Source organism: Thermococcus sp. CX2 (genome assembly GCF_012027555.1).
In the GTDB taxonomy this organism is placed as follows: domain Archaea; phylum Methanobacteriota_B; class Thermococci; order Thermococcales; family Thermococcaceae; genus Thermococcus.
The window spans coordinates 96,300-120,514 of record NZ_SNUQ01000003.1 but is presented as its reverse complement, the minus strand read 5'-3'; the positions used below and the strand labels follow the sequence as shown (position 1 = coordinate 120,514).

Here is a 24,215-nt window from a genome sequence, read left to right as displayed (position 1 = left end):
CTTAACCTATCCTTTTTTAAGCTTTTTCGTGGGGTTTTAAGGTTTTCTGAAGTGGCTTATTGACTAACGTCTCTTTCTCGTGAGAAGTGGAAGGAGCGGCAATCCCACCAGAAGACCCGGCCCGCATATCTTGCTCTCTTCCCTCTTTTCGTTGCCGGGATATTTTACGGAGACGCTGGCGCTCTTACTCAGGTCGAGATAGGGAAGGCTCAGCTTCATCTCCCACTCCCCAACGGGAACTTCGACTATGGCGGTACTGGGTTTTAAGGCGAATTTTACGGTATCTTCTGAGTAGTAGAAGAGGATGCAGGTTTCGTTGAGCGAAACTCTGACGTATCTATCGTACGCACCCCACAGCCCGGCGCTTTCGCTTCCCTCAAGTGCTACACCTGTGGTGTAAACAGGATAGTAAAGGAGAACTCCGTTTCCTACTTCTATTCCCTTCAACATCCTCGCCGCTTCGGCACTTGGAACACATTCCGACAGCTTTTCCAGAGGAACGTCGTGGAAGGTGAAATTGTAATCCAGAAATCTTACCCCTGCCTTGTTTGCACTATAAATGTGGTACCATCCCCGCTCTTTCGATGAGCCTGGGGAGTTCACGGGGATCATTGAGCTCAGCTCCCTCTTGATGGGATTGTAGATGTAGGTGCCGTTGTACCGGGGGGACCACCAGCGGGCGCAGAGGTTCAGGCACTCTCTTCGGGACATGGAACGGTAGAACCAGGAGCCGTTCGAATACTGGAAGAGACCCGGAAACGGAAGCTTTAGGTACGTGAGAGAATCACCCCTCAGCTCAGCATGGAGGCAGTCCCTGAGGTTCACGCAGAAGTCAATGAACGTCAGGTTTTCAGGGGAATAATGGGGCATGGACTGGAGAACGGAGAGATAGGCCCTTCCTTCCGTAGGTATATTCACTCCAGGCATTGAGGACTTTCCGCCGGCTTTTGCCCTTGTTTCTGGGGGCAGTTTTAGGGCAATGTGTGTACGGATGAACTTTCCCACTGACCCATATGGAGACCAGTTGTAATGCTCAAGCGAAAATTCCAGAATTGGCTTCAGCTCGCCGTCGTGGTAGTAGAAAACCGGGGGAAAGAGTTCTTCCGTGAGGGGAACGTTGGTCATGTTGCTTGGGAACGTCACAAAACCAGTGTGGCCAACCCAGAGGTAGGATATGTAAAGGCTGGACTCATTCCGAATTAGGAGGTATTCCCTCTCCATGTGTGGTGCATCTGCGTACGGCACCAGCCCATAGGTTGGAAGGTAAACCAAGAAGCCGTCCCTTAGCGGAACCGCCCTGAGGAGTTTCAGAAAGCCCTCCACATCGAGGCCCTTTGAGTCGCTGAAGTTCAGGAGTTCAAGGTATGGACTAAAGGTGTCGAGCGGTACGGTGTAGGTTTCGTTAGCGTAGGGAAAGTAGAAGAGCAGGGAGCCGTTTGAAAGGGTGGCCCGTGAAGAAAGGAGGCGTGGAAAATTAAAGAGGGTCTCGGCTGTCAGGTTTGGGACGGCAACAGGCTCTCCTATCCTTCCCTCAGAAGGAAAGTACTCCATCACGGTGTAGCTTGCATTGAAACAGTCCCCGAAGTGGCACGGGTAATACTCCGACCGAATTCCCGCGAGGAACCACTTCCTTCCTATCGGAGCAGGTGAGAATGCAGTGAAGTTTTGAGGCAACAGAACGGAGGTTACGTTTATGTATTTCACGCCATCATCTACCTCGAAGAGGAGGTAGCCCCTGAACGAGAGCTCGCGGCAGGCAAGGTACGTATCCGGCGAGTCTATGGGACACATGCCTTCCGGGGGATTGCCGTAGACGGAGAACGTGATTGCCAACAGGGCGAGACTTCCGTTGCTGGCAACGCTTATCCTCATCATGACTGGGTAATCAGGAATAGGGTACCCAGAAGAGGCCGGATCCGCATGAGCTGGGGGGAATAGAAGCGCGCCTATGATGACCACCAGCAAAAGGGCACGTGAGCTTTTCATCACACTCCCCAGTTTTAACAACGTTGAGGAGTTAAAAAAGTTTTGGAAAAGTTGAGAAATCAGAATATCAGCGGGGCCCTGTACTCGCCCCAGACCTCTCTCAGGACGTCGGTAACCTCTCCAAGGGTCGCGAGGTGCCTGTGGGCCTCGATGATGTACGGCATGAGGTTCTCGTCCTCGGTTTCTGCCGCTTTCCTGAGCTTGTCGAGAGTCTCCTCGACCTTCTTGTTGTCGCGCTCGCTCCTGAGCTTCTTAAGGCGCTCTATCTGCTTCTCCCTGATGCCCGGATCGACTTTGAGTATCTCGACGTCAAGCGGCTCGTCCACGATGAACTCGTTGACACCAACGATGATGCGCTTCTTCTCCTCGACCTCCTTCTGGAACTTGTAGGCGCTCTCCGCTATCTCCTTCTGGATGTAGCCGCGCTCGATGGCGCGCATCATGCCGCCCATCTTCTCAATCTTCTCGATGTACTTGAGGGCCTCCTCGTAGATGTGGTCGGTGAGCCACTCGATGTAGTAGGCTCCACCGAGCGGGTCTATAGTATCAACGACGCCGCTCTCGTAGGCAATAATCTGCTGGGTTCTGAGGGCTATCCTAACGCTCTTCTCCGTCGGAAGGCTCAGAGCCTCATCGTAGGAGTTGGTGTGCAGGGACTGAGTTCCTCCGAGAACCGCTGCCAGGGCCTGAATCGCGACCCTAACGATGTTGTTCTCGGGCTGCTGGGCGGTTAGGGTTGAACCGGCCGTCTGGGTGTGGAAGCGCAGGAGCATTGACTTCGGGTTCTTGGCGTTGAACCACTCCTTCATTATGTAGGCCCAGAGCCTTCTGGCCGCTCTGAATTTGGCTATCTCCTCAAGGAAGTTGTTGTGGGCGTTGAAGAAGAAGCTCAGCCTTCCAGCGAACTTATCGACGTCCATTCCACGCTCGATGACAGCCTTAACGTACTCAATACCGTCGGCGAGGGTGAAGGCGACCTCCTGGACGGCGTTCGCTCCGGCTTCCCTTATGTGGTAGCCGCTTATGCTTATCGGGTTCCACTTCGGCACGTGCTCAGCGCAGTACATGATGATATCGGTGGTGAGCCTCATGCTCGGCTGCGGCGGGAAGATGTAGGTACCGCGAGCGATGTACTCCTTCAGAATATCGTTCTGAACAGTTCCGCGGAGCTGTTCAGGCTTAACGCCCTGCTCCTCTGCAACCAGAATGTACATGGCAAGAAGGTTAGCGGCGGTTGAGTTAATCGTCATCGAGGTCGAGACCTTATCGAGAGGGATTCCATCGAAGAGTATGCGCATGTCCCAGAGGGAGTCTATGGCAACACCGACCTTTCCGACCTCACCCTCGCTCATCGGGTGGTCGGAGTCGTAGCCTATCTGAGTCGGCAGGTCAAAGGCGACGCTCAAACCCGTCTGTCCCTGGCTGAGGAGATACTTATAGCGCTTGTTGCTCTCCTCAGCCGTTCCAAAACCTGCGTACTGTCTCATGGTCCAGAAACGGCCGCGATACATGGTTGCATAAACGCCCCTCGTGAAGGGGTATTCACCAGGGAAACCGAGCTTCTCGAGGTAGTCCCAGTCCTCGCCGAGGTCAGCGGGGGTGTAAACGCGCTTTATTTCAAAGCCGTCGTCCGTCATAAACTTCTCTTTTCTTTCAGGCCTCTTCGCGATGAGGGGCTTAACAACGTTTTCCTCCCACTCCCCCTCGGCCTGCTTTATGGCCTTGAGCTTCTCCTTATCGAACGTCATCCGTACCACCTGCCCTTATTTTGACAGGCGACTATAAAAAGCTTTTACATAGTGAAAGGTGGGGCTTGATAATGGATAAAATGTCCATCACTCAAGCCGCCCCTCCAGATAGATAACCGCCCCCAACAGGGCCAGCAGTCCCGCGATGATAAGGTAGCCCGTGTACTTGCTCAGCCCGCCGACCTGAAGGGCGACCTTCTCGGTCTCCATGCCAACGGAGACGTTGCCGGTTCCGATTATCGAGACCGCTATGAAGTCCTCGTAAGACCTCACGTTCACGCTTCCCTCGACTGAAGTTCCCCTGCCCCTGAAGACACCCCTGAAGTCAGATGAGAGCGGGTCGAAGTCCTCTTTTTCCTTGTTAAGGGTGAAGTAATAGACCCTCACCTCGACGGCTCTGTCAGAGCGCACGTTGAGCCTGAGCTTCTGCCCCCTCATCCCCGTTGCGTTGATGATGAACGTCCTTATCCCGGTTCCAAAGTCCTTCTGCCCCAGCTCAAACGTAAGGTTCTCGGGCCCGGGCAGGTAGTCGGCGACGAGGAGAACCCCGCTGAACTGGTCCCCCTCGAGCATCAGCATGAACTTCGACTCGTTGAACACCACGTAATCCGGCCGCCCCTTCTGCTGCTCCGACGAGTGGAGGATCTCCCCCGACGGTGAGAGGACGTGGATAGTCAGGTCGGCCCCCTCGCGGACGTACCGGCCGTAAGCTATCGCTATCTTTTCTCCGGGCCACTCCTCGAAGGCCATCGGCGGGGTCAGCCCCCTGCCGAAGAAGCTGTAGGGCATGCCAACGAAGTGGGTTTTTGCGGTGTAGTTCATCTTGGCCAGCCAGTTGTCCCCGTAAACCGGCAGGACTCCAAGTCCGTAAACCTCAAGCTCCAGCGGTATCTTCTGAACCTGCCCCTCACCCCTTGAGATGGTGACGTTGAACCTGAGCGGCTCCCCTACGGAGAAACCCCTTGGTATCGAAGGGATCGTGAGGAGCAGGGTTACTTGGGAGGTTCCATCGACGTTGATGGTGTTGACCTCGCTCTCGCCGCTATAGAAGGCGTAGCCGATTGCCTCCGGAAGTCCTTCAAGGCCCAGCTCCACCCTGCCGGAGCCCTTCAGGATCAGGATGTAGGTGCCATGCCCGCCCAGGGGGACCCTGATGCTTTCCGAAACGGCTTCCCCCCTGACGGTCTTCTCTTCTACCTCCACCGGGAACGAGAACGTTCCGGCCCCGGAGGTGGCCATGATGGTCAGATAAGCGGAATCCTCCGGAACTTCAAAGGTCACCTCTTCGGATTCCCCAGGTTCAATCGTGACCTCCACCGAGAGGGGCCGTCCCACTATGACGGAGTTCTGAAGGACGCTGACATGGCCCCTGAAGGTCACCTCACCCGTGTTCTTCAGCGTTACCTTCAGCGTGCTCCCGTTCTTCTCGATGTCCTCAAGGACTAACTCAGCCGGCCTGAAGTAGAAGCTCTCCTGTGCAATCGCACCATAGTCGACGACGAGGGTTCCCTGATTGACCTCCGAGGAGAAGGAAACCTCGTTCTCACCGTGCTTCAGCTCAACCTTTTTGGACTCCAGCGTCAGCCCGCTGTAGAGGAGCTTTACCGTCGCATTGACGGGGTCTCCTCGGTTGAGCAGGCCGACGACGATTGTGCCGTTGTTCCATATCCCCTCGATGGAGACCTGCTCTTTAAGCTCTCCCAGAAAGAGCGTCTTTGAGATCCCCAGTTCCTTCACGCTCAGGGTCAAAGAGGAGCCGAGGGGGCGGACCTTCAGAACCGTCGAGCCGTCCTTTTCAAGGTCAACCGGGACTTCCTTCAGGAGGACTCCCTGGGAATAGAACTGCAGCGTCCCGTTGAGCCTATAAAAGCCGGTGTTTATGATTCTCAGCTTCACATAGGTGTTGAAGGCCTCAACGAGCTCCACATCGAAGTCGTGCTTTTTGAGAACCCTAACACGGGAGTAGTTCCCCGAAATGTGGAGCCTGAGCTTCCCGGTATAACTGTCAAAGCTGCCGACGGTGTACGTTACCCCGTCCACCGTGATGTTCTCCCCGAATTTAAGAACGGGCGAGTAGGTCCGATTTCCGGCCTCGATTCTGAGGAAAACCAGACTCCCCTGATTCACCGTGTCAAAGGTAACCACCTGCCCATCGACGAGCAGAACCTCATCCAAACCCAGCTCCACGGACTCGGCAAGGACACTCCCAGCAAACGCCGTGAGCAGGAAGGTGAGCATAAGCAGTTTCAGAGCTCTCATTTTCATCCCCCATACTCCCTTCTGTAAAGGCCTATCAGCGCGAATATCAGGCTCAGGAGCATGACCGCACCGAAGAACAAGGCGCTGGTAGTGGGGTCGCCCTTGTAGGCATCGAGGCCCGTGTGGAGCGTGAAGCCCTTCTTCAGCAGGACGCCGAGCTGGTAGTTGAGGGTGAACCTCTCCGGGTCGTCAAAGAAGGGCAGCTGCGGCAGTATGAACTGGGCGACGAAGATGACTCCAAAGCTTGCCAGCGAGGCATACAGCGGACGCGAGAGCATCACCGAAAGGAACATCGAAAAAGCCCCGAGCGTGCCGAGGACGAGCAGCGTAACGCCTAGGGCGAAGAGGACATCGCCAATTGTTGCAGTAAAGCCGCCGAACCCCCTCTTGTACAGGAGCACCATGTAGACGTGCAGGATGAGATAGGGGACCCCGAATATCACCGCCAGTCCCGTCATTCCTGCGAAGAACTTGCCAAACAGGATTTCACTCTTCCTTATCGGCTTCGTCAGGAGGAGCCTCATAGTGCCCCTGTCGATCTCGCTCGCGAGGAGCTCGCTCATCAGGATTATCACCATGAGCTGCCCGATGACGCTCGCCCAGAAGCTGACCATGTAGTTTGAGAAGGTGACCTGCAGGGAAATCTGGAATGCCTTGGTGCTGTACTCCGTTATTGACTCGTGGCTGAAGAAGTACACAAGAACCGGCAGGAACATGAGGGCAAGCATGACCTTCAGCTTCCTTGAGCGGATGAGCCTAAGGACCTCGTTTGAGTACAGGACGCCTATCATGGCCTTAGTCATTCCTCCTCACCCATGCCGAACTTCTCCATGAGTATCCTCTCAAGCGGGCTGGTGTGCGGCCTGAACAGCTTGAGTCTTATTCCGTTCGCCACCAGGTACTTCGGGAAGGCCAGGAAGAATTCCTCCAAAAAGCGGGGCCCGACCTTTACCCGTATCATTCCCTCCTCTTCCCAGACCTCGCGGATGTAGGGCTTCTCGGTCAGGAAAGCCATCGCCTTTTCGTTGTCCGATGTCACGATGTCGTAGTCGTCCTCCTCTATGCTGACGAGCTCGCTTATCCTCCCCTGCGCTATCATCATCCCTCTGTTGATGATTCCGACGTAGTTGCACATCTTCTCGACCTCACTGACTATGTGGGAGCTTACGAAAATCGTCTTGCCATGCCTGGCAAGATTCAGGATTTTTCCTATGAACTCTATCCTTCCAAGCGGGTCGAGGTTAGCAGTCGGCTCGTCGAGTATGAGGAGCTCCGGACTACCCATCAGGGCCGCGGCAAAGCTGACCCTCTGCTTCTGGCCGGAAGAGAGCTCCCTGATTCTGTTGAGGGCGAGCTTCCCCACGCCCGTGTACTGCATCAGCTCCCTTGCCTGCTCCCTGGCGTCCTCTTTTTTCATCCCCGAGAGGCGCCCCATGTAGATGAGGAACTCAAAGATCGTCATGTCCTCGTAGGCTATCGGCACCTCGGGCATGTAGCCGACCCGCTTCATTATCTCGACTCTCTCGCGCGGCATCTCAAGGCCGAAAATCCTTATCTCGCCGTAGGTCGGCTTGAGCGCACCGGTCAGCATCTTTATGGTGGTGGTCTTTCCAGCACCGTTAGGTCCGAGGAAGCCGTACACCACTCCCCTAGGAACTCTCAGGTCGAGATGGTAGACTACGTTCTGCTTGCCGAAGAACTTGGTGAGTTTGTCGGTTACAATGACATATTCGTCGCTCATCTCAACACCAAGAGATACATCGAAACGAAGTTCCTAAAAGAGTTTTGGTGAAGAACTAATTGATGATACTCCGAAACCTTGGCCTCGACAGTTCCGCCAAGATAGCCTTTCAGAGCCACGCCCACACCGACCACTTCGTTAGCGGTGAGGTTATTTACGCGACCAGAGCCACGAAGTTCCTCAGCCACCTCCGTAAGGGCGGCTTCTACCGCGAGATAGGGTTTGGAGAGACCTTCTACCTCGGCGAGTACAGAGCCAAGCTCTATCCAGCCGGTCACATGCTCGGCTCCGCCGGGATAAAGCTGTGGCTGGACACGGGGACGGTTTTCTACACCGGCGACACCAAGTGGTTCAAGCTGAGAACCGCTGAGAAGAGCCGCTTCCCAAGGGCTGACTTTTTGATAATCGAGGCAACTTTTGGCGTTCCAGCGTTCACTTTTCCCTCGCCGAGGGAGGCCGAGAAAAAGCTGATCGCCTTCGTGGAGGAGGCCTTGGACAGGGGAAAAAGGCCAACGCTCTACGTCAATCAGATGGGAAAGGCCCAAGAGGTCATGAAGATACTCGACGTCCACGGCTACACGGTCAGGCCGTCGCGGGAGATGTTAAAGGTGGCGAGGGTCTACAAGAAGTTTGGAGTGGAGTTTGGAAACGTTGACGCCAACGGCGATGTAGTTCTGCGCTCCTACCGCTCTCCCAAAGTGGAGAACTCCCTCTCGCCCTGGGAGCTGACGGTTTCTGGCTTCGGAAGGCTAAAGCTTAGCAACCACGCGGATTTCTGGGAGCTGATTCGGATAGTGGAGAGGGTAAAGCCCGAGAAGGTCTTCACGGTTTATGGATTTGCGGAGGAGTTCTCGAGGATTCTGCGGGGACTGGGTTACCCAGCGAAGGCTGTTGAGCCAAACGCCGTCCTAGAACTTTAACCTTAAAAGGTATGCGACGAATAAAAGGAGAGGGACGTCGTATGGATCTTGGGAGGCTAATTTATGCACTCCTCATAATCGCGGCCGGATCGTTGATCTCAAAGCTTGTAGGGCTCGGCATAAGAAAATCGATGACCAAGTTTAACCTGCACGACATCATCCTCGACTTTCTCGAGGACTTTGTCGTCGTTGTGGGAGTCATGTTCTCAATCTTCTCCGCCCTAAGCTACCTCGGCTATCGGATCGAAGGGCTGACGATAAGCGTGACCGCCTTCATCGGCATCCTTATGGGCTTCGGGCTGCACGACATGCTGAACAACATAGCAGCTGGGGCGTGGATCTCGGCGGTCAGACCTTTCGAGATAGGTGACTATGTGAACCTGAAGGGCTACAAGGGCGTCGTTAAGGAGATAAACGCCACGAACATTGTTCTAATCGGGGACGACGGAGAGACCGTCACCATCCCAACCAAGCTCGTCTGGAACGCGCCTATTGTGAGGTTCAAGGAAAAGGGAGATGGGTGAGCCAAGTTTTAATCACCAATGCACACTAAAAGACACAAAACTTTATAAACTCCTCTTTTTTAGTTACTACTGGTAACCAAAAGGTGAAGGGGGTGGTGCCGGTGGTCTGGAGGAGGGACCGCCCCTACTGGGACCCGTTCGACATAATGAGAGAAATCCAGGAGGAGATTGACGCAATATTCAGGGACTTCATGCGCGGGCCGAGGCTCTGGAGCCACCGCGAGGGGCCAGCGTACGAAGAGCTTACCAGCGAGGTCTGGAGAGAGCCCTTCGTTGACATCTTCGACAGGGGCGACGAGTTCGTCATCACCGCTGAGCTTCCAGGAGTCAGAAAGGAGGACATCAAGGTCAGGGTTACTGACGACACGGTTTACATCGAGGCCCAGGTCAGGCGCGAGAAGGAGCTTGAGCGCGAGGGAGCCATAAAGATCGAGCGCTACTACAGCGGCTACAGGAGGGTCATCAGGCTCCCAGAGGAGGTCATCCCAGAGAAGACCAAGGCCAAGTACAACAACGGCGTCCTTGAAATCAGGATTCCGAAGAAGCACCCGACCAAGAAGGAAGGAGAGGGCTTCGAGGTTAAGATTGAGTGACGCTTTCGTTTTAAGGGAAGACAAGGGGGACACCCCCTTATCTTCCTCTACCATCAAACCCCCGTAGTGGGGCTTCGCCCCACAACCCCGCCTTTCCTTAAACTCCTGAGGGGGCTCCGCCCCCTGCAACCCCAGATGAAATCAAGCTGCAAAAATCAAGATCATCGGTCATGAAAAGTTTGGAGGTGGTGAAAAATGACCGAAAAGAGAGAAGTTAAGCTGAAGGTCGCGTCTGCATATCAGCGTGACGTTGGAAGAGGGATAGTTAGGATAGACAGGAAAGCCATGCGCGAGATTGGCGTCCAGCCGGGTGATATCATCGAGATCATCGGAACCAAGAACACCGCCGCGGTCGTTTGGCCAGCTTACCCAGAGGACGAAGGACTTTCCATCATCAGAATGGATGGAACCATCAGGAAGAACGCCGGGGTTGGACTTGGCGACGAGGTTACTGTCAGAAAGGCAGAGGTCAAGGAAGCCAAGAAGGTCATAGTTGCCCCGACCGAGCCGATACGCTTTGGACACGACTTCGTCGAGTGGCTCCACAGCAGGCTCGTCGGTAGGCCAGTCGTCAGGGGAGACTACATCAAGGTAGGCATACTCGGCCAGGAGCTCACCTTTGTCGTCACCGCGACCACTCCAGCTGGTATAGTCCAGATAACCGAGTTCACCGACTTCACCGTCAGCGAGAAGCCCGTCAAGGAGGTCAGCAAGACGGCAGCACTCGGCGTCACCTACGAGGACATAGGTGGCCTCAAGGACGTCATCCAGAAGGTCAGGGAGATGATAGAGCTCCCGCTCAAGCACCCTGAGATATTCGAGAAGCTCGGCATCGAGCCGCCGAAGGGTGTGCTCCTCTACGGTCCGCCTGGAACTGGAAAGACGCTCCTCGCTAAGGCCGTCGCCAACGAGGCTAACGCTCACTTCATAGCCATCAACGGGCCAGAGATAATGAGCAAGTACTACGGCGAGAGCGAGGAGAGGCTCAGAGAGGTATTCAAGGAGGCAGAGGAGAACGCTCCAGCGATAATCTTCATAGACGAGATTGACGCAATTGCTCCTAAGAGGGAAGAGACCCACGGCGAAGTCGAGAAGAGAGTTGTCAGCCAGCTCCTGACTCTGATGGATGGCCTCAAGAGCCGCGGCAAGGTCATAGTCATCGGTGCAACCAACAGGCCAGACGCCCTTGACCCAGCCCTGAGGAGGCCGGGAAGGTTCGACCGCGAGCTTGAGGTAGGTGTGCCAGACAAGCAGGGCAGGAAGGAGATACTCCAGATACACACCAGGGGAATGCCAATCGAGCCAGAGTTCAGGGTCAGCAAGGTCAAGAAAATACTGGAGGGTCTGCGCGGCGACGAGCGCTTCAGGGACGTAATTGACAGGGCCATAGAGAGGGTCGAGAAGGCCAAGACCGAGGAAGAAGTCAAGGAGATACTCAGGGAGCTCGATGAGAGGCTCTACGATGAGGTCAAGGTCAAGCTCATCGACGACCTGCTGGAGGAGCTGGCCGAGAAGACCCACGGCTTCGTCGGAGCTGATCTGGCAGCGCTGGCGAGAGAGGCTGCTATGGCAGCGCTGAGGAGGCTCATCAAGGAGGGCAAGATAGACTTCGAGGCAGAGCACATACCCAAGGAGGTCCTTGAGGAGCTCAAGGTCACAAAGAGGGACTTCTACGAGGCCCTCAAGATGGTCGAGCCGTCAGCGCTTAGGGAGGTGCTCCTCGAGGTTCCGAACGTTCGCTGGGACGACATCGGTGGCCTTGAAGATGTCAAGCAGGAGCTCAGAGAGGCCGTCGAGTGGCCGCTCAAGTACCCGGAGGCCTTCCTCGGACTGGGCATAACCCCACCGAAGGGAATACTCCTCTACGGTCCGCCGGGAACCGGTAAGACGCTCCTCGCCAAGGCCGTCGCTACTGAGAGCGAGGCCAACTTCATCGCCATCAGGGGCCCAGAGGTGCTCAGCAAGTGGGTCGGCGAGAGCGAGAAGAACATCCGCGAGATATTCAGGAAGGCCAGGCAGGCAGCTCCAACGGTGATATTCATCGATGAGATCGACGCAATAGCCCCACGCCGCGGCACTGACGTGAACAGGGTTACCGACAGGCTCATCAACCAGCTGCTCACTGAGATGGACGGCATAGGCGAGAACAGCGGCGTAGTGGTTATAGCGGCCACCAACAGGCCGGACATCATAGACCCAGCCCTGCTCAGGCCAGGAAGGTTCGACAGGCTGATACTCGTGCCAGCGCCAGACGAGAAGGCCAGGCTGGAGATACTCAAGGTGCACACCAGGAACGTGCCGCTCGCTGAGGACGTCAGCCTCGAGGAGCTCGCCAAGAGGACGGAGGGCTACACTGGAGCCGACATCGCGGCCGTGGTCAGGGAGGCTGCCATGCTCGCCATGAGGAAGGCGCTCCAGGAGGGCATCATCAAGCCTGGAATGAAGGCCGACGAGATAAGGCAGAAGGTCAAGGTTACAATGGCCGACTTCGAGGAGGCACTGGAGAAGATAGGCCCGAGCGTGAGCAAGGAGACCATAGAGTACTACAAGAGAATCCAGGAGCAGTTCAAGCAGGCGAGGGGCTGATGCCCCAGCCTCTAACCTTTTAACCTTTTGAGCGCATCTTTTCTGGGGATGCTATGGAAGTAGTAAGAAAGCTCCAGGGAGCCTATGGGCTAACGCTGGTTCTCATGATGTACCTCTACCCCCTCACTATAGTGGGCCTGCTCCTTCTTAGGGGAGCGCTCGAAAAGCTCGGCAGGGAAGAGCTCGGCCGCGCGGTTAGGCTTTCGATAGCTGCCTTCCTCCTCTCGGTGCCGCTCTACGTGGCAAAGATATTCCTCGGCATATCTGGCTGGGCGAAAGTGCTTGGAATAACTCCGATTGAAACGAGCCCGCTCGTTTACAACGGCGTTCACGTGGTCTTCCTGTTCCTGCAGGCGCTCTCGCTCTACTACCTCTACAAGACCCTCGATGTGCTTGCCGAGATGACTGAACAGACGATACTGAGAACCGCCGGACTGATTTTGATACTCGCAATCCCGATGCACTTCGTCAGCACCAACGTCTACTTTGCCGCGACGCTAACTGGACTGGTGCTCATCCTGTTCGGTTTAGAAAATGCCAAGGAAGTAGTTGCATGGTAGCGTGCTGTTGAGCATGCCCAAAAGCCGGTCTCCAAATATGAGGATGAGGCGAGGAAGGCCATAGGCTATGGCATAGCGAGGGGCGAGCATTACGAAGACGACGTCGCCCTTATAGCGCGCCTGCCCGAAGGGGTGGCCAGGAGGTGGCTAACACGATTGTCATCGCCAAGTTATGGTGTAATGGAGAAGAAAGAGACCCAGAGAAATCACTCAAGTTTCTCAAGCTCAAAAACCCTTGCGTCCTTCTTTTTCATTTCCCTGACGGCCACCATTCTGGCCTCGTCGGCGGTCTCGGCGTGGAAAACGATCCTTTCACCCGAGTTCTTCCCACCGTGAAGGGTGAGGGCCCACTTCATACTACCACCGCAAAGAACTGTCACTGGTTCAACTTTTATAAGCTTAACGGGCCTATTTTTGAACATGATGCTAACGATACGACAAGAAGACTTAAAGCAAATTATCAAAGCGGCAAAGGGTTCGGAAGTTGAGGTCTGCGGCCTTCTGTTTGGAAAACGGGCTGGGGATAAAATCCTTGTAGAGGAGGTTCGTTTCATCACCAACCGCTTGAACTCCCCGACAGCCTTCGAGCTGGAGCCCTTGGAGATGGTGAGAGCCATCGACGAGGCCGAAGAGAGGGGCCTTGAGGTCGTTGGGATATTCCACTCTCACGTTGATTGTCCGCCAAGGCCGAGCGGGAGGGATTTGGCGGGGATGAGGCTCTGGCAGGTTGTGTGGCTGATAGTTGATGAGAGGGGAAGATACGGAGCGTGGGTGCTGAGGGAAGGCAACGTCGAGGAGGTCAGCGTCATACTTAGGTGAGTAACTTTTTTAATGGATCTGCGGAAACTCATCAGCGGTGATCTCCAGATGGTCTCAATCGAGGAAGTAGGACTTGACCCAACGTTATTCATAGCACTCATCGCCGAGCCCGCGCTCATGGTCTGGTTCTTCGTGAGGATAAGGCCGAGGATTTCGTGGCTTTCCATGTTCATCATGGGACTCATCTCATTCCTCGTGATAGGGACCTTCCCCATCGTTTTTGAGATGTTCCTGACCGATTTTGAGTCCTTTAAAAACCTCATGGCCGTTGGCTTCATAGAAGAGGGGACCAAGTTCATCACGATAATCCTGGGGCTGAAAATATTCCAGAGTGAAGCCCAGTGGCTCAGGGAAAAGCTGGGAATGGCGTTCTTCGTGGGAATAGTGTTTGGCCTCATGGAGGCGTGGGTGTACGCCCTGAATTTCGATACCCACGCCATCATTGTAATCCTGGCCAAGATGAGCCACGCGATCAGGGCGATAGTGATGTTCGAGGGCTACCTCTTGATGAAGAATGGAAACAAGTTCCTCGGGGGCTCGATGTTCCTCGCATCCCCGGTACTCCACGGCCTCTGGGATTTCGGCGTCGTGAACTACGAAAACGTAATAGCACTGTTGCCTTTCGTCTCAGAGTTGGCTCTCCTGTCCATCTTCTACCTCAGCACGAAGAAGTTATTGCCCCTCATCAGGGCGGAGGAAGAATACAGGCAGAAGGTCATGGAGAAGTCAAGGATCAGCGTCGAGGAGCACTGGCTGAAGAGGATTGGGGAGGAAACTTAGCCTTTTACGATATACGATATTTGGTTTTGGCAATATCTCCCCTGCACAACCCCGTATCAAACCTTAAATCCAACAACCACATACTGAAATGGGAGAGGGTATGGAAGAACTCAAAACCAAAATGGCCTTCTGAATGTGGACCTCCAAGCTCATAAAGGAACTCCTTGAAATCGAGGAGGTTAGACAGGAAATTCAGCGGCTTGCGAAGGAAGTCAGGAGAGGAATGTTCGGCACTGGGAGAACCGCGGAAGAACTGTCTCGCCTTAGGGCGAAGGTGAACGAGGAGTGATTTTTGTCGATACGCAACCCTCGACCGCGACTTCGAAAGGATCGACGCGATACCGCTGGTACCGAAGGAGTTCTGGGAGTGATCACTCCCCCTTATCACTGCCTCTCTATTCTCGAAAATGGACGTACCTGCCAAGGGAGAAAAAGACCAATGAGCCATGAGTATCCCAAGGATAAAATCTTTTAAGCTCCAGACACAACGTTTAAGGGTAGTAATCGTGATGAACCTCGATCACATTTTATGAGAGGATAAAACTTGCCGTCAGGCAGTCCTCAAATGAAGAGGAGCTGAGGCAGAAGATAAAGCGCCTCTCAAAGACAGTAAAAAAGGGAATGTTCGGAGAGGGCGGGACCGAGGAGGAGTTCAGAAAGCTCTGTGCAGAGGTGAGTGGATAAAAAGAGAGCTTTGTGATTGATTCATTCCTCCCTTATGATTATCTCTATCTTCTTCCCACCTCTGTAGCCCTTCATGGCCGAGAGCATGCCCTTAATCGTCTTCTCGACGAGCTCCTGTACCCAGTCCTTCATCGGAAGAACCTGGCCGTCTATCTTGACGGTGACCTTCGGCTTTGAGCTGAGAACCACACAGTCGTTGAGCGTTTTCTCGCCTTTGACAATCATCCTCGCCATTTCGGCGCACTTGTACCCACACATTCTGCAGTCTATGTTGGGCAGCATGAAGGCGCGCTTCTCTATAAGGTCTGCGAGCCTCTCGGGCTCGGTGAGAGCGTTTATCACGGGCAGGCCGTCTATCTCCTCAACTCCTGTGGAAGCTATAACCCCGCTGACCGCTATAGCTAAGCCGTCGTTTAACTCTTTGACCTCTTCCTCGCTCTTCGCGCATATTACCTTTGGCACGTGCTTTACGCTCTTGAAGCCCTCGAGCAGGAGAAAATCAACGCTCGGCATCGTGGAGAAGAAGGCATTGATGTCCTTGGACTTGAAGAGAAGCGCCTCAGTATCGCTGGCCTTAACGAGAACGTAGTCAGCCACCCTCGAGAAGCGCCCCGTGTCGCTCTCTGGCCTGTCAAAGTCAGCGTGCATGCTCTTGGCTATGCCCACTTTGTAGCCCCGCTCTTTGAGAATCCTTGCGACGGCTTCAACCGCTGCCGTTTTCCCGCTCTTTTTATAACCAACAAAGGCTATGGCCTTCATATTATCACCTCAGAGGAGCATTATCCAGTTAAGGTCATCGATTTTAACTATCAGAGCCTTGGCCTTGTTTCCGGCTATGTCCACGACGTCCTTCAGGAGGATAACCTCCTCGTCGAAGTCATCGAGTATTCCAGTGAAGGAATGTTCGCTGCTAACGGCTAACGCTACCCTCTTTCCCTTCCAAGTTTCGAGCGTCCTGTCGAGGAGGTACTGCTTCCCCTCGCTCATCGTCTCACCTCCAAAACCAAAAACCTATAAGGCTTTTAATCGTTTCCCGTTCGGTGATAGAATGAGGTTCGTCACAAAGAACGAGGCAATCAGGAGAGCCTTCCTCGAGGATTTGAAGAGGGAAGGAATCAAGTTCGAGCTTCACGAGAGGTTGAGCTACGAAAGCTTTGCTGGCTACCTTCTAGAGGGCACGTTAGAGGAAATCGGCGCGAAGATAGAGGTTCTCAACGGCGCCGATAGGGAAGCCCTGAAAGAGGGCTTCCTGTCATTCAAGGAGAGCCTAAATCACCTGCTCGAGCACATCAAGGTGGGCGAGCACATCGAGAGCCTGATCCAAGAAGGGCCGTGGGTGGCCGAGCTCCTCGACCAGCTCATGAAGAACGGGGCAATAGACTACAGCGACGGAGTGGTGAAGCTTAAAGAAGGCGTTGACGTTATGAGCCTGAAGTTCGAGTTCAAATTCCCCTTCAACCTCGTCCACAATCCAGAGGGAGTCGAGAAGGTAGCCAAGCAGTTCGCCCTCACCGACCTTGTCCCGGAGTATGAGTTCGAGATACTAGAGCTTGACATAGCCAAGATAAACACCCTCGGAAAGCTCGCGAGCAGGTACTTCCCGGAGGACTACCTTCTGAGGGTCTACTTTGCACTCATTGGAAGGGCCATAGTTGCTACCGAAGTTCTGAAGGCCATCGGAAAGGAGAAGGTGCCTGAAGAAGACCTCATAAACGCATTCCTGAAGACCTCACCGATGGAGATCCCAACGGAGAAGGGAACGCTCGTCATAAACTTTACCAGGAAGGCCCTGGAGGAAACTCTAAGGCTCCTGAAGAAGTTTGGCTACATCGAAATAAAGGCCGGGAAGGTAAAGAAACTGAAGAACCTCGTTTGAGGTTTCTTTTTATTTTCAATACCCCTGGCAGTCCGTGGGTCCTTTGGGTTCCAAATCCTTCGATGGTTTTGAAGGAAGTAATATCAAGCCAATCAGCATCAGGATTCCACTGATTGTGCTGAAGAAAATCAGCGAGAGCACCATCGGAATTATGAGTTTGTCCTTGGCTTTTTTGTAGTCACCCATATCAATGAGCTCAATCACTTCAATGGAGCGCTTGTAAATCCACCAGGCTAGTATGAAGGCCGGAACCGCGAGAATTATCCCGATTATGGTTATTAGGAGCGCCAGACCCTCAAGAACACCCGCTATGAGCGAGATTATTCCTCCAATCTTTATCAGCAGTTTCGCAATCTCAACGTCCGCCATGGAATCACCTAAATGTTAGTAGCGGAGAAACGATATAAAAAGTTACCCCTACAAGTCTGAAGCTTGGAACCACGTAACTTTAGCGCTCCCATTCCTCTCCAGCCATTTTAACAGTTCCTGGGCGAAGGCAAACTTCTTCCTCTTGCTCTCCCAGACGGGGGAGTGCTCTCTCAGGCCAGGCTTGCTCCACTTTCCGACGGTTTCTCCGAAGTCGAAGCCGACAAGAACTATCTCCCTCGCCCCGAGGGCTTCTGCAAGAAAAGCGGCCCTGTCTCCGTCGGTGAAACCTCCAAAGTTGTAAACAATGTCAAGAGGCTCCGTCTGGCACGTCCCGAGAATTCGCTGGAAGAGGGGCACGTAAACATTCATTTTCTCGATGTTGTCGCCGTGGGCGTGGATTACCACGAAAGACCCCCTATCGTTGGCTATTTTCAGATCAGGAATTCTGCCGTCCAAGTCGGTGACTACTATATCGGGAACCAATCCAAACTCAAGTAAGGCTGACGTTGCCCCATCAGCCGCTATGAGAGTCCCGTCGGAGAAGTCAAACCTCTCCAAGGCCTTTTCCAGACTTGGACCCGCCCCAAAAACATAGATCTTCCTCTCGATAACCGCCCCAAGCTCCTCCTTCAGGATATACTCATCACCCTCCAACAGAAGCGCTCGCAGTATTTGGGCGGCTTCGCGGTCTTTCTCAATGGAATAACCCATCTCCCGGACGATCCTGAGGTAGAATGGCTCCCATTCCTTCCACTCCATCGGCTCACCAGCCAGACTTCGGGTGGGAGTTTTTAAATCCTCCTCAGCCTCTTGTCGATTTTGAGCATCTCCCTCCACTGCCTTCCCGGCCAGTATATCTGCCCGCAGTTCCCGCAGACGTAGAACTCGTCGTAGCGTTCATAAACACTCTGTGGAACTTTCCCTTTAATCTCTTCCTTCTTCACGGGCCTTATCAGACCGTTGCACTTCGGACACCTCGCATTGGCCGGAAAGAGCTCCCCGAACTCCAAGCCGTACTTTTTGAGCTCCTCAACCTGTTCTTCAAGGGAGTTCGAGGAGAGGCGGATTACCTCGGCCCCGAGCTTCTTCGCCCTTTCAGCCAGGCCAGAGTCTCTCGTGAGTATTACCCTCCCCTCGGTGAGTGCAACTTGAATTATCCCCTCGTCGTCCGTGATGCCGTAGAGAGTGTCGTAGCCGTAAAGGCGGAGCCATCTTGCCAAACGACCCAGCATCATGTCGGCGATGAGTTTCATGGGAAAAACTTGGGAACAACCCTTATAAAGGAAATATTTCACGGCTGTGAAACAGGGGATGGCATGATAGTCTACTTCATTGGCACGGGCGGCAGCGAGGGCATTCCAGCCCATCTGTGCACCTGTCCCTCATGCAGCGAAGCGAGAAACTTCGGCTTTGCCCAGAGAAAGCCCTCAACGCTGGCGGTAATCACGGAAAATAGAAAAGCCGTTCTCTTCGACGTTGGGACGGACATAAGGGACCACCTCAACGTACCCCTTGAGGCGATTTTTCTTACGCATTGGCACCACGACCACCTCTACGGCCTCTACAAGCTCCGCTGGATGGCACTCCAAACACCCCTCTATGCCCCAGAAGGTCAGGCCGACGCCCTCATCCTCAACGACCCAAAGAACCTGAGACCCAAGGTAATAAAGCCCGGCGATACCGTGAATGTTGACACGCTAAGGATTACCGCCCTCAGGCTCAACCACCAGGTTGAAACCCTCGGCTACCTCATAGAAGAGGACGGAAGGACTATAGCTCTGCTCTACGATACCAAGGAACTGCCCGAGGAGACCTGGGAGATTCTCAGGAAAAAGGCTCCTCTGAGACTGGCGATAGTCGATGCCACTTATCCTCCTGGATTCAGCGATCCATACCACAACAACGTTGATGAGGCTGCTGAGATTGGGCTTGAAATTGCAGAGAGAACAGTGTTGAGCCACATATCCCATAAAAACTTGCCCTTCCTGGAGCTCACCAAACACGTGCGTGAAAGGTGGGGCAACAAAGTCCTGGTCGCATACGACGGAATGGTCTTCTACGTCTGAGTTAACGTTTTATTCTCCGCTTCCTAACTTCCACGGTGGTTGCATGAGGGTTCTCGAGCTGGCAAAGCGGAGAAAGACTGTAAGGCAGTTCCTCCCCCATAAGCCTCCGATGGATGCAATTATGAGAGCAATAGAAGCCGCAAAGGAAGCCCCATCGGGGATGAACGCGCAGCCGTGGCACTTCGTCGTAATCGATGACGAGTGGCTCAAGGGCAGGATAAGAGAGCTTTGCGAAGATGCCGAGAGGAAGTTCTACGAGAAGGTTGAAGGAGATCTCGGTGAGTGGCTTCAGGAAAAAGGGTTCTCACCAGAGAAGCCCTTCCTGAGCGATGCACCCTACCTGATACTCGTCTTCGGCCACACCAAAGCGCCCTACTGGCTTCAGTCGGTCTGGATAGCGGTTGGCTACCTCCTCCTCGCGCTGGAGGAAGAAGGGCTAGGCACGGTTACGTACACGCCACCGAATCCGAGGCTGATAGAAGAGCTTTTGAACGCCCCAAAGGACTACAAGCTCCAGACCATCCTTCCCGTTGGATATCCCACTGATCCGAAGCCGAAGTACGAGAGGAAAAGGCTGGAGGAAGTCATGAGCCTCAACGGGTTTTGAGGAATCTCTCAAGATCCATTAAACGCTCCATCTGCTCTTCAGTCTCAACGGCGCTCGGCCTTAGCGAACGAACCCTCGTGAGGGCCTCCCGCAGGGACAATCCCTGAGAATACATGAGCCACGCAACCGCCACCGTCCCGCTCCTCCCAGAGCCGCCGAGACAGTGTATCAGAACCCGCTTGCCTTCCCTTGTTTTCTCCTCGATCCACCGGAGTATTTCAAGGAGCGCTTCAAGGCTTGGAGCAGTAAAGTCAGGAATCGGGCTGTGGAGAACTTCCAGGCCGAGTTCTTTCAGCCTTTCGAGTCCATAGAAGAGCTCGTGATCCTCGACCAGCACAACGAAGGCCCCGAACTCCTCAGCAAGCCTTGGAATGTCCTCTGGATATGGCATTGAAGAGAAGGCAACATTCTCGGATACGAACCTCGGGTTTATCATCACCACCCCCAAGAGAGTATGCCCACGCGAAGATAAGCCTTACTTCGGCACCAACCCAGTGGTTACAACCAAAACCTATTTAGGAGCCATCACGTAAATACCACCGTGCAGAGTCCGGGGAGCAATCCCCGGGCGGGGTGATAGTTATGAAAAAGATTTACGCATTTTTCCTGGTTGGGATTCTGCTCCTAAGCGTTCTCGCGGCTGGATGCATTAGCGACACAGAGACCTCCACAACTCCCACGGAAACTTCGACGCCCACCGATACGATTCCGCTCGTTGCTGATTCAAATGGAAACATCGACACGCAAAACCTGCAGTCATACATTGACTCCCTTCCAGCGGCACCTCTAACGGAAGAGGAGAAGAATGGTCTGCTCTACATGGTCGAGGAGGAAAAACTCGCCCACGACGTTTACGTTAAGCTCTACGACAAGTGGGGGCTTCCGATATTCAACAACATAGCCCAGAGTGAGACAACCCACATAGACACCGTTAGAATGCTCCTCCAGAAGTACAATCTCACAGACCCAACGATAAACGAAGGAGTAGGTGAATTCCAGAACCCACACCTCCAGGAGCTCTACAACCAGCTCATCGAGATGGGGATGCAGAGCGAAGTTGACGCCCTTAAGGTTGGAGCTCTGATAGAGGAGACAGACATAGTTGACCTCCAGGAGAGAATAGCCCAGACGAACAAGATTGACATAATAACCGTCTACGAGAACCTCATGATTGGTTCGAGGAACCACCTCCGATCCTTCGTGAGCACCCTTAAGAACTACGGCGTAACCTATGAGCCCCAGATTCTCAGCAAGGAGGAGTACGAGCAGATCATCAGCAGCCCGATGGAGACCGGGGGACAGGGCGGACCGCAGGGATACGGCAACAACGGATGAACGGTTCTTTTCTTATCCTTTTCCGAGTTCGTAGATCAAAATTTCTTCCCCACGGCTCTGGGCCAGGAGCTTTCCATTCCTGCCAAAGACCCATGCTCCACCAGGCGGATGAGCGTTAACGATAAATGTCCTAACCCCCAAAAGCCTAACACGTTCAGACATCGCTTCGATGTCCTCCACGGCGATTTCTCCACCCTCTGGGGAGTACTCCATAGGCACGAAGAGGTAGTCCGGTCTTTTTCTCCGAATCCACTTCGCTATCCTCTTGTTGTAGAGGTCGCCGCAGATGATTATCGCGAGCTTCCCGAACTCCGTCCTTGCAGTCCTCACGGTGTTGCCGGTGCAGAACCTCATGGGCTCCTGGAACTTGCGGTGCTTCAAGACAACCTCGCCCTCGCGGTCTATAAGGAGCGCCGAGTTGTAGGTGCAGTTCTTGTAGGGCTCAAGGAGGCCAAATATAACGTAAACCGAATTATCCCTCGCCAGGCGGCTCACCCTTGAGACTATCTCGTCGTAGAGGACTGCCCGACTGAAGTCCCACTCCTTGAAGCCCGTGAGGCAGTACTCCGGAAAAACTATGATGTCAGGGCGGTGTTCCATGGCCTCCCAAAAGCGCCGCTCAAATTCTCGCCAGTTGGCCTCAAAGTCGTTGACTTTAACCTTCATCGGGATTAGAGCGAGTCTCAAGGTCATCACCCGCACACTTTTGTTTCTTACCAGCCTCTTTTTAAATCCATCACGCCAAATGCACGAAACGGCCTCCACTACAGCCCGCCATATCCAGTGCACAGCGCCGATGATTGAGGTAATGTCCCTCGTCCCTTTCTTCTCCAGCCACTCCCCACTTCTGTAACCCGAAAGATTTATAAAGTTGCGAGCATATGTAACATTTGAATTACATATGGGAAAAGGTGATGAAAATGCTTGGTAAGAAGCTTTACGGGCTCCTGATCATAGGGGTTATATTCTTCGGGGTTTTCAGCGCAGGATGCATAACCACGGAGGAGGACGCTACGACCACCGAGTCCTCAAGTCCCACGGTGACTCAGGGTTACGGTCCCGAGGCGGCCCCGCGCGGACCACCCAGCAACGTGACGGCTGGCGGCTTTGCTGACATCACGTACAACGTGGACTACGTTTATTCACTCCCAACCGAGGACTTAAGCCTGGAAGAGATTCAGGCGATCCTCTACATGCGCGAGGAGGAGAAGCTCGCGAGGGACGTTTACCTGACTCTCTACGAGAAGTGGGGTGAACCAGTGTTCAACAACATAGCCCAGAGCGAGCAGGCCCACATGGACATGGTGCTGGCACTCATCGAGAAGTACAACCTGACCGACCCGGCCACTGGCAAGGACATCGGCGAGTTCGAGAACCCCGAGCTTCAAAAGCTCTACGACCAGCTCGTTGAGCAGGGAATGCAGAGCGAAGTTGCGGCCCTCGAAGTGGGAGCACTCATAGAGGAGGTTGACATCAAGGACCTCGAAGAGTGGCTGGCCAAGACCGACAACGAAGACATCAAGTACGTCTTCGAGAACCTCATGATGGGCTCAAGGAACCACCTCAGGGCCTTCACCACGGTGCTCTCAAGGCAGTACGGGATAACCTACGAGCCCCAGATACTACCGCAGGATGAGTACGAGGCCATAGTAAACTCCCCGATGGAGACGGGAATGCCGACGGACTGAGTGCCCGTTTTCTTATCCCCATTTTCTCCGTTCTAACGTTCGTCCTCATAAGAAGCAGGAAATGAATTTCTACAATCCTACCTTGTGCGGAGTTGGGTAACGAGGTAGGGGAAAGCCAAGACTGCAATCGACAGCACAAGTGCTAGTTCCGCTGGAAACTTCACGGCAGATGGAGCGTAGAGGGCAAATGTGAACATCTCCAGCAGGTAAACCGGCGGCCCAACCCGGGACAGCTTTCTGTCAACATCGCTTCCCCTTAAAAGCTCGTAGAGAGAGAAAAACATCAGGGACACCACGAACCAGCCCAAGTAGTTGGTCCAGGGGATGTCGAACCAAGTTACCTCAGTGGTCGTTTTCCAGATCCACGCCTCCCACGAGGTCATAATAGGGTCGACGGAGAGATCAATAATCACCATCAGCAGGGAGGCAAAGAGAATCCTCTTGGATGGGCTCGTGAAGTAGTAGCTTGCCGCCAGGTAAGAGACCGCCCCAAAAATTGCCCAGGCGAATGGAACGAAGAGTCCGACCCTCAGAATCTGAGGTCTCAAGTTTATGTACTCGTAGCACCCGAAGGGTGCACACACGCGAGTTCCAATTATTTCGACCACAAATCCGATAAAGAACGCCCAGAGGAGGAGCCTTGGCAGGGACGTCCAAGCTCTCCGCGACAGGAGCACGAAGGAGGCCATGTAGAGTACGAGATAAATGGGAGACGTCTTGAGGACGTTGGCCAGCAGAATTAAAACTAGCGCGATTTGGATATCCCTTTCCATACACCTCAATTGTATCAGGATGATAAAAAGGTATCGAACTGCCGCAAGCATCAGGGCTCCAAAGGTGATGCCCCAGAGCAGTCCCGCGGGCGAGTAAATCCCGCTCAAGTACTCTCCGATGTTCGCAAGCTTATCCCTGAACAGGATAGAAGGAGCGACCGCGAACAGAGCCGTAAGCGCTGTGAGAACTTTCTTGAGCTCCTGAACTTCTCTGGCAAGGCCCTCGTTTGGTATGAGTTTGAGCATGTCTCATATGGGCACCTACCTAGTAAAACTCAAAACAGCATCTTCCCAGGCCCAT

The 24,215-nt window shown here is 53.9% G+C and carries 27 protein-coding genes; 13 read left to right on the top strand and 14 right to left on the bottom strand.

Annotated features, from left to right (window positions below; genetic code table 11):
- Positions 1 to 63: 63 nt before the first annotated feature.
- The 5 genes from E3E23_RS07670 to E3E23_RS07650 all read right to left on the bottom strand — a co-directional run bounded on the left by E3E23_RS07670 (position 64) and on the right by E3E23_RS07650 (position 7,734).
- Positions 64 to 1,986 (bottom strand): CGP-CTERM sorting domain-containing protein, encoded by a 1,923-nt coding sequence (locus E3E23_RS07670; RefSeq protein WP_240920775.1) that lies wholly within the window; start codon positions 1,984 to 1,986, stop codon positions 64 to 66.
- 59 nt (positions 1,987 to 2,045) lie between these two features.
- The gene (locus E3E23_RS07665) at positions 2,046 to 3,734 is read right to left on the bottom strand and encodes a methylmalonyl-CoA mutase (protein WP_167907893.1); all 1,689 of its coding nucleotides are present in this window, start codon (positions 3,732 to 3,734) and stop codon (positions 2,046 to 2,048) included.
- Positions 3,735 to 3,821: 87 nt separating this feature from the next.
- Positions 3,822 to 5,993 (bottom strand): hypothetical protein, encoded by a 2,172-nt coding sequence (locus E3E23_RS07660; RefSeq protein ID WP_240920773.1) that lies wholly within the window; start codon positions 5,991 to 5,993, stop codon positions 3,822 to 3,824.
- Between the two features lie 2 nt (positions 5,994 to 5,995).
- A complete protein-coding gene (locus tag E3E23_RS07655) occupies positions 5,996 to 6,796 on the bottom strand; it encodes an ABC transporter permease (RefSeq protein ID WP_240920772.1) in 801 nt (266 codons plus the stop codon).
- The gene (locus E3E23_RS07650; RefSeq protein WP_167907712.1) at positions 6,793 to 7,734 is read right to left on the bottom strand and encodes an ABC transporter ATP-binding protein; all 942 of its coding nucleotides are present in this window, start codon (positions 7,732 to 7,734) and stop codon (positions 6,793 to 6,795) included. Before E3E23_RS07650 ends, E3E23_RS07655 begins: the two co-directional genes overlap by 4 nt.
- Positions 7,735 to 7,796: 62 nt before the next feature.
- Here E3E23_RS07650 and E3E23_RS07645 point away from each other — a divergent pair, with 62 nt between their 5' ends.
- The 5 genes from E3E23_RS07645 (at position 7,797) to E3E23_RS07625 (ending at position 12,917) form a co-directional block, all read left to right on the top strand.
- Entirely contained in the window at positions 7,797 to 8,654 is an 858-nt protein-coding gene (locus E3E23_RS07645) for an MBL fold metallo-hydrolase (RefSeq protein WP_167907710.1), read from the top strand.
- Positions 8,655 to 8,695: 41 nt separating this feature from the next.
- Positions 8,696 to 9,178 carry a mechanosensitive ion channel family protein gene (locus tag E3E23_RS07640; protein WP_167907708.1) on the top strand — a complete coding sequence of 161 codons (483 nt, stop codon included), beginning with the start codon at positions 8,696 to 8,698 and terminating at the stop codon, positions 9,176 to 9,178.
- Between the two features lie 101 nt (positions 9,179 to 9,279).
- Entirely contained in the window at positions 9,280 to 9,771 is a 492-nt protein-coding gene (locus E3E23_RS07635) for an Hsp20/alpha crystallin family protein (RefSeq protein ID WP_167907706.1), read from the top strand.
- Between the two features lie 195 nt (positions 9,772 to 9,966).
- Positions 9,967 to 12,357, top strand: a complete 2,391-nt coding sequence (locus tag E3E23_RS07630; RefSeq protein WP_167907704.1) for a CDC48 family AAA ATPase — start codon at positions 9,967 to 9,969, stop codon at positions 12,355 to 12,357.
- 53 nt (positions 12,358 to 12,410) lie between these two features.
- On the top strand, positions 12,411 to 12,917 hold the full coding sequence (locus tag E3E23_RS07625) for a transposase (RefSeq protein WP_167907702.1): 507 nt from the start codon (positions 12,411 to 12,413) through the stop codon (positions 12,915 to 12,917).
- 206 nt (positions 12,918 to 13,123) lie between these two features.
- Here the strand turns inward: E3E23_RS07625 and E3E23_RS07620 are convergent, their stop codons facing one another.
- Positions 13,124 to 13,273, bottom strand: a complete 150-nt coding sequence (locus E3E23_RS07620; protein ID WP_167907700.1) for a hypothetical protein — start codon at positions 13,271 to 13,273, stop codon at positions 13,124 to 13,126.
- Between the two features lie 64 nt (positions 13,274 to 13,337).
- Here E3E23_RS07620 and E3E23_RS07615 point away from each other — a divergent pair, with 64 nt between their 5' ends.
- The 3 genes from E3E23_RS07615 (at position 13,338) to E3E23_RS07605 (ending at position 14,805) form a co-directional block, all read left to right on the top strand.
- Positions 13,338 to 13,736, top strand: coding sequence for a M67 family metallopeptidase (locus E3E23_RS07615; RefSeq protein ID WP_167907698.1), 399 nt, complete (start codon positions 13,338 to 13,340; stop codon positions 13,734 to 13,736).
- 12 nt (positions 13,737 to 13,748) lie between these two features.
- The gene (locus E3E23_RS07610) at positions 13,749 to 14,516 is read left to right on the top strand and encodes a hypothetical protein (protein ID WP_167907696.1); all 768 of its coding nucleotides are present in this window, start codon (positions 13,749 to 13,751) and stop codon (positions 14,514 to 14,516) included.
- A 133-nt stretch (positions 14,517 to 14,649) separates the two neighbouring features.
- Positions 14,650 to 14,805 (top strand): hypothetical protein, encoded by a 156-nt coding sequence (locus tag E3E23_RS07605; RefSeq protein WP_167907694.1) that lies wholly within the window; start codon positions 14,650 to 14,652, stop codon positions 14,803 to 14,805.
- A 416-nt stretch (positions 14,806 to 15,221) separates the two neighbouring features.
- On the opposite strand, the gene mobB is transcribed toward E3E23_RS07605, so the two are convergent.
- Both mobB and E3E23_RS07595 read right to left on the bottom strand, forming a co-directional pair.
- A complete protein-coding gene (gene mobB / locus E3E23_RS07600; protein WP_167907692.1) occupies positions 15,222 to 15,959 on the bottom strand; it encodes a molybdopterin-guanine dinucleotide biosynthesis protein B in 738 nt (245 codons plus the stop codon).
- 9 nt (positions 15,960 to 15,968) lie between these two features.
- Positions 15,969 to 16,187, bottom strand: a complete 219-nt coding sequence (locus E3E23_RS07595) for an LSm family protein (protein WP_167907690.1) — start codon at positions 16,185 to 16,187, stop codon at positions 15,969 to 15,971.
- A 61-nt stretch (positions 16,188 to 16,248) separates the two neighbouring features.
- Between E3E23_RS07595 and E3E23_RS07590 the strand changes: the two genes are divergently transcribed.
- Positions 16,249 to 17,076 carry a hypothetical protein gene (locus E3E23_RS07590; protein ID WP_167907688.1) on the top strand — a complete coding sequence of 276 codons (828 nt, stop codon included), beginning with the start codon at positions 16,249 to 16,251 and terminating at the stop codon, positions 17,074 to 17,076.
- A gap of 15 nt (positions 17,077 to 17,091) precedes the next feature.
- On the opposite strand, the gene E3E23_RS07585 is transcribed toward E3E23_RS07590, so the two are convergent.
- Genes E3E23_RS07585 through E3E23_RS07575 form a run of 3 tightly spaced genes read right to left on the bottom strand, consistent with a single transcriptional unit; the run spans position 17,092 to position 18,698 of the window.
- Positions 17,092 to 17,445 carry a hypothetical protein gene (locus E3E23_RS07585; protein WP_167907686.1) on the bottom strand — a complete coding sequence of 118 codons (354 nt, stop codon included), beginning with the start codon at positions 17,443 to 17,445 and terminating at the stop codon, positions 17,092 to 17,094.
- A gap of 48 nt (positions 17,446 to 17,493) precedes the next feature.
- The gene (locus tag E3E23_RS07580) at positions 17,494 to 18,204 is read right to left on the bottom strand and encodes a 6-hydroxymethylpterin diphosphokinase MptE-like protein (protein ID WP_167907684.1); all 711 of its coding nucleotides are present in this window, start codon (positions 18,202 to 18,204) and stop codon (positions 17,494 to 17,496) included.
- Between the two features lie 32 nt (positions 18,205 to 18,236).
- Positions 18,237 to 18,698 carry a Mut7-C RNAse domain-containing protein gene (locus E3E23_RS07575; protein WP_167907682.1) on the bottom strand — a complete coding sequence of 154 codons (462 nt, stop codon included), beginning with the start codon at positions 18,696 to 18,698 and terminating at the stop codon, positions 18,237 to 18,239.
- A gap of 63 nt (positions 18,699 to 18,761) precedes the next feature.
- Here E3E23_RS07575 and E3E23_RS07570 point away from each other — a divergent pair, with 63 nt between their 5' ends.
- Together E3E23_RS07570 and E3E23_RS07565 are read left to right on the top strand one after the other, a co-directional pair.
- On the top strand, positions 18,762 to 19,511 hold the full coding sequence (locus tag E3E23_RS07570) for an MBL fold metallo-hydrolase (protein ID WP_167907680.1): 750 nt from the start codon (positions 18,762 to 18,764) through the stop codon (positions 19,509 to 19,511).
- A 43-nt stretch (positions 19,512 to 19,554) separates the two neighbouring features.
- Entirely contained in the window at positions 19,555 to 20,118 is a 564-nt protein-coding gene (locus E3E23_RS07565) for a nitroreductase family protein (protein WP_167907678.1), read from the top strand.
- Here E3E23_RS07565 and E3E23_RS07560 read toward each other — a convergent pair.
- Positions 20,105 to 20,554: a dual specificity protein phosphatase family protein gene (locus E3E23_RS07560; protein ID WP_167907890.1), complete on the bottom strand. Its 450-nt coding sequence runs from the start codon at positions 20,552 to 20,554 to the stop codon at positions 20,105 to 20,107. The genes E3E23_RS07565 and E3E23_RS07560 overlap by 14 nt on opposite strands.
- A gap of 146 nt (positions 20,555 to 20,700) precedes the next feature.
- On the opposite strand from E3E23_RS07560, the gene E3E23_RS07555 reads away from it, so the two are divergent.
- On the top strand, positions 20,701 to 21,453 hold the full coding sequence (locus tag E3E23_RS07555; protein ID WP_167907676.1) for a DUF2202 domain-containing protein: 753 nt from the start codon (positions 20,701 to 20,703) through the stop codon (positions 21,451 to 21,453).
- 12 nt (positions 21,454 to 21,465) lie between these two features.
- Here the strand turns inward: E3E23_RS07555 and E3E23_RS07550 are convergent, their stop codons facing one another.
- On the bottom strand, positions 21,466 to 22,140 hold the full coding sequence (locus E3E23_RS07550; RefSeq protein WP_167907889.1) for a carbon-nitrogen hydrolase family protein: 675 nt from the start codon (positions 22,138 to 22,140) through the stop codon (positions 21,466 to 21,468).
- Between the two features lie 233 nt (positions 22,141 to 22,373).
- On the opposite strand from E3E23_RS07550, the gene E3E23_RS07545 reads away from it, so the two are divergent.
- Positions 22,374 to 23,141, top strand: a complete 768-nt coding sequence (locus tag E3E23_RS07545) for a DUF2202 domain-containing protein (protein ID WP_167907888.1) — start codon at positions 22,374 to 22,376, stop codon at positions 23,139 to 23,141.
- 77 nt (positions 23,142 to 23,218) lie between these two features.
- Here the strand turns inward: E3E23_RS07545 and E3E23_RS07540 are convergent, their stop codons facing one another.
- A complete protein-coding gene (locus E3E23_RS07540) occupies positions 23,219 to 24,160 on the bottom strand; it encodes a carotenoid biosynthesis protein (RefSeq protein WP_240920771.1) in 942 nt (313 codons plus the stop codon).
- Positions 24,161 to 24,215 lie beyond the last annotated feature (55 nt).

Excerpts from the sequence above, each read along its gene's own strand:
- E3E23_RS07605 (WP_167907694.1), top strand. The coding sequence starts at position 14,650 with ATGTGGACCTCCAAGCTCATAAAGGAACTCCTTGAAATCGAGGAGGTT.
- E3E23_RS07560 (WP_167907890.1), bottom strand. The coding sequence starts at position 20,554 with ATGATAAACCCGAGGTTCGTATCCGAGAATGTTGCCTTCTCTTCAATG.
- E3E23_RS07645 (WP_167907710.1), top strand. The coding sequence starts at position 7,797 with ATGATACTCCGAAACCTTGGCCTCGACAGTTCCGCCAAGATAGCCTTT.
- E3E23_RS07660 (WP_240920773.1), bottom strand. The coding sequence starts at position 5,993 with ATGAGAGCTCTGAAACTGCTTATGCTCACCTTCCTGCTCACGGCGTTT.
- E3E23_RS07540 (WP_240920771.1), bottom strand. The coding sequence starts at position 24,160 with ATGCTCAAACTCATACCAAACGAGGGCCTTGCCAGAGAAGTTCAGGAG.
- E3E23_RS07665 (WP_167907893.1), bottom strand. The coding sequence starts at position 3,734 with ATGACGTTCGATAAGGAGAAGCTCAAGGCCATAAAGCAGGCCGAGGGG.
- E3E23_RS07630 (WP_167907704.1), top strand. The coding sequence starts at position 9,967 with ATGACCGAAAAGAGAGAAGTTAAGCTGAAGGTCGCGTCTGCATATCAG.
- E3E23_RS07620 (WP_167907700.1), bottom strand. The coding sequence starts at position 13,273 with ATGAAGTGGGCCCTCACCCTTCACGGTGGGAAGAACTCGGGTGAAAGG.
- E3E23_RS07575 (WP_167907682.1), bottom strand. The coding sequence starts at position 18,698 with ATGAAACTCATCGCCGACATGATGCTGGGTCGTTTGGCAAGATGGCTC.
- E3E23_RS07565 (WP_167907678.1), top strand. The coding sequence starts at position 19,555 with ATGAGGGTTCTCGAGCTGGCAAAGCGGAGAAAGACTGTAAGGCAGTTC.
- E3E23_RS07610 (WP_167907696.1), top strand. The coding sequence starts at position 13,749 with ATGGATCTGCGGAAACTCATCAGCGGTGATCTCCAGATGGTCTCAATC.
- E3E23_RS07615 (WP_167907698.1), top strand. The coding sequence starts at position 13,338 with ATGATGCTAACGATACGACAAGAAGACTTAAAGCAAATTATCAAAGCG.
- E3E23_RS07655 (WP_240920772.1), bottom strand. The coding sequence starts at position 6,796 with ATGACTAAGGCCATGATAGGCGTCCTGTACTCAAACGAGGTCCTTAGG.
- E3E23_RS07640 (WP_167907708.1), top strand. The coding sequence starts at position 8,696 with ATGGATCTTGGGAGGCTAATTTATGCACTCCTCATAATCGCGGCCGGA.
- E3E23_RS07595 (WP_167907690.1), bottom strand. The coding sequence starts at position 16,187 with ATGAGCGAGGGGAAGCAGTACCTCCTCGACAGGACGCTCGAAACTTGG.
- E3E23_RS07570 (WP_167907680.1), top strand. The coding sequence starts at position 18,762 with ATGATAGTCTACTTCATTGGCACGGGCGGCAGCGAGGGCATTCCAGCC.
- E3E23_RS07545 (WP_167907888.1), top strand. The coding sequence starts at position 22,374 with ATGCTTGGTAAGAAGCTTTACGGGCTCCTGATCATAGGGGTTATATTC.
- E3E23_RS07625 (WP_167907702.1), top strand. The coding sequence starts at position 12,411 with ATGGAAGTAGTAAGAAAGCTCCAGGGAGCCTATGGGCTAACGCTGGTT.
- mobB (WP_167907692.1), bottom strand. The coding sequence starts at position 15,959 with ATGAAGGCCATAGCCTTTGTTGGTTATAAAAAGAGCGGGAAAACGGCA.
- E3E23_RS07650 (WP_167907712.1), bottom strand. The coding sequence starts at position 7,734 with ATGAGCGACGAATATGTCATTGTAACCGACAAACTCACCAAGTTCTTC.
- E3E23_RS07580 (WP_167907684.1), bottom strand. The coding sequence starts at position 18,204 with ATGGAGTGGAAGGAATGGGAGCCATTCTACCTCAGGATCGTCCGGGAG.
- E3E23_RS07585 (WP_167907686.1), bottom strand. The coding sequence starts at position 17,445 with ATGGCGGACGTTGAGATTGCGAAACTGCTGATAAAGATTGGAGGAATA.
- E3E23_RS07555 (WP_167907676.1), top strand. The coding sequence starts at position 20,701 with ATGAAAAAGATTTACGCATTTTTCCTGGTTGGGATTCTGCTCCTAAGC.
- E3E23_RS07670 (WP_240920775.1), bottom strand. The coding sequence starts at position 1,986 with ATGAAAAGCTCACGTGCCCTTTTGCTGGTGGTCATCATAGGCGCGCTT.
- E3E23_RS07590 (WP_167907688.1), top strand. The coding sequence starts at position 16,249 with ATGAGGTTCGTCACAAAGAACGAGGCAATCAGGAGAGCCTTCCTCGAG.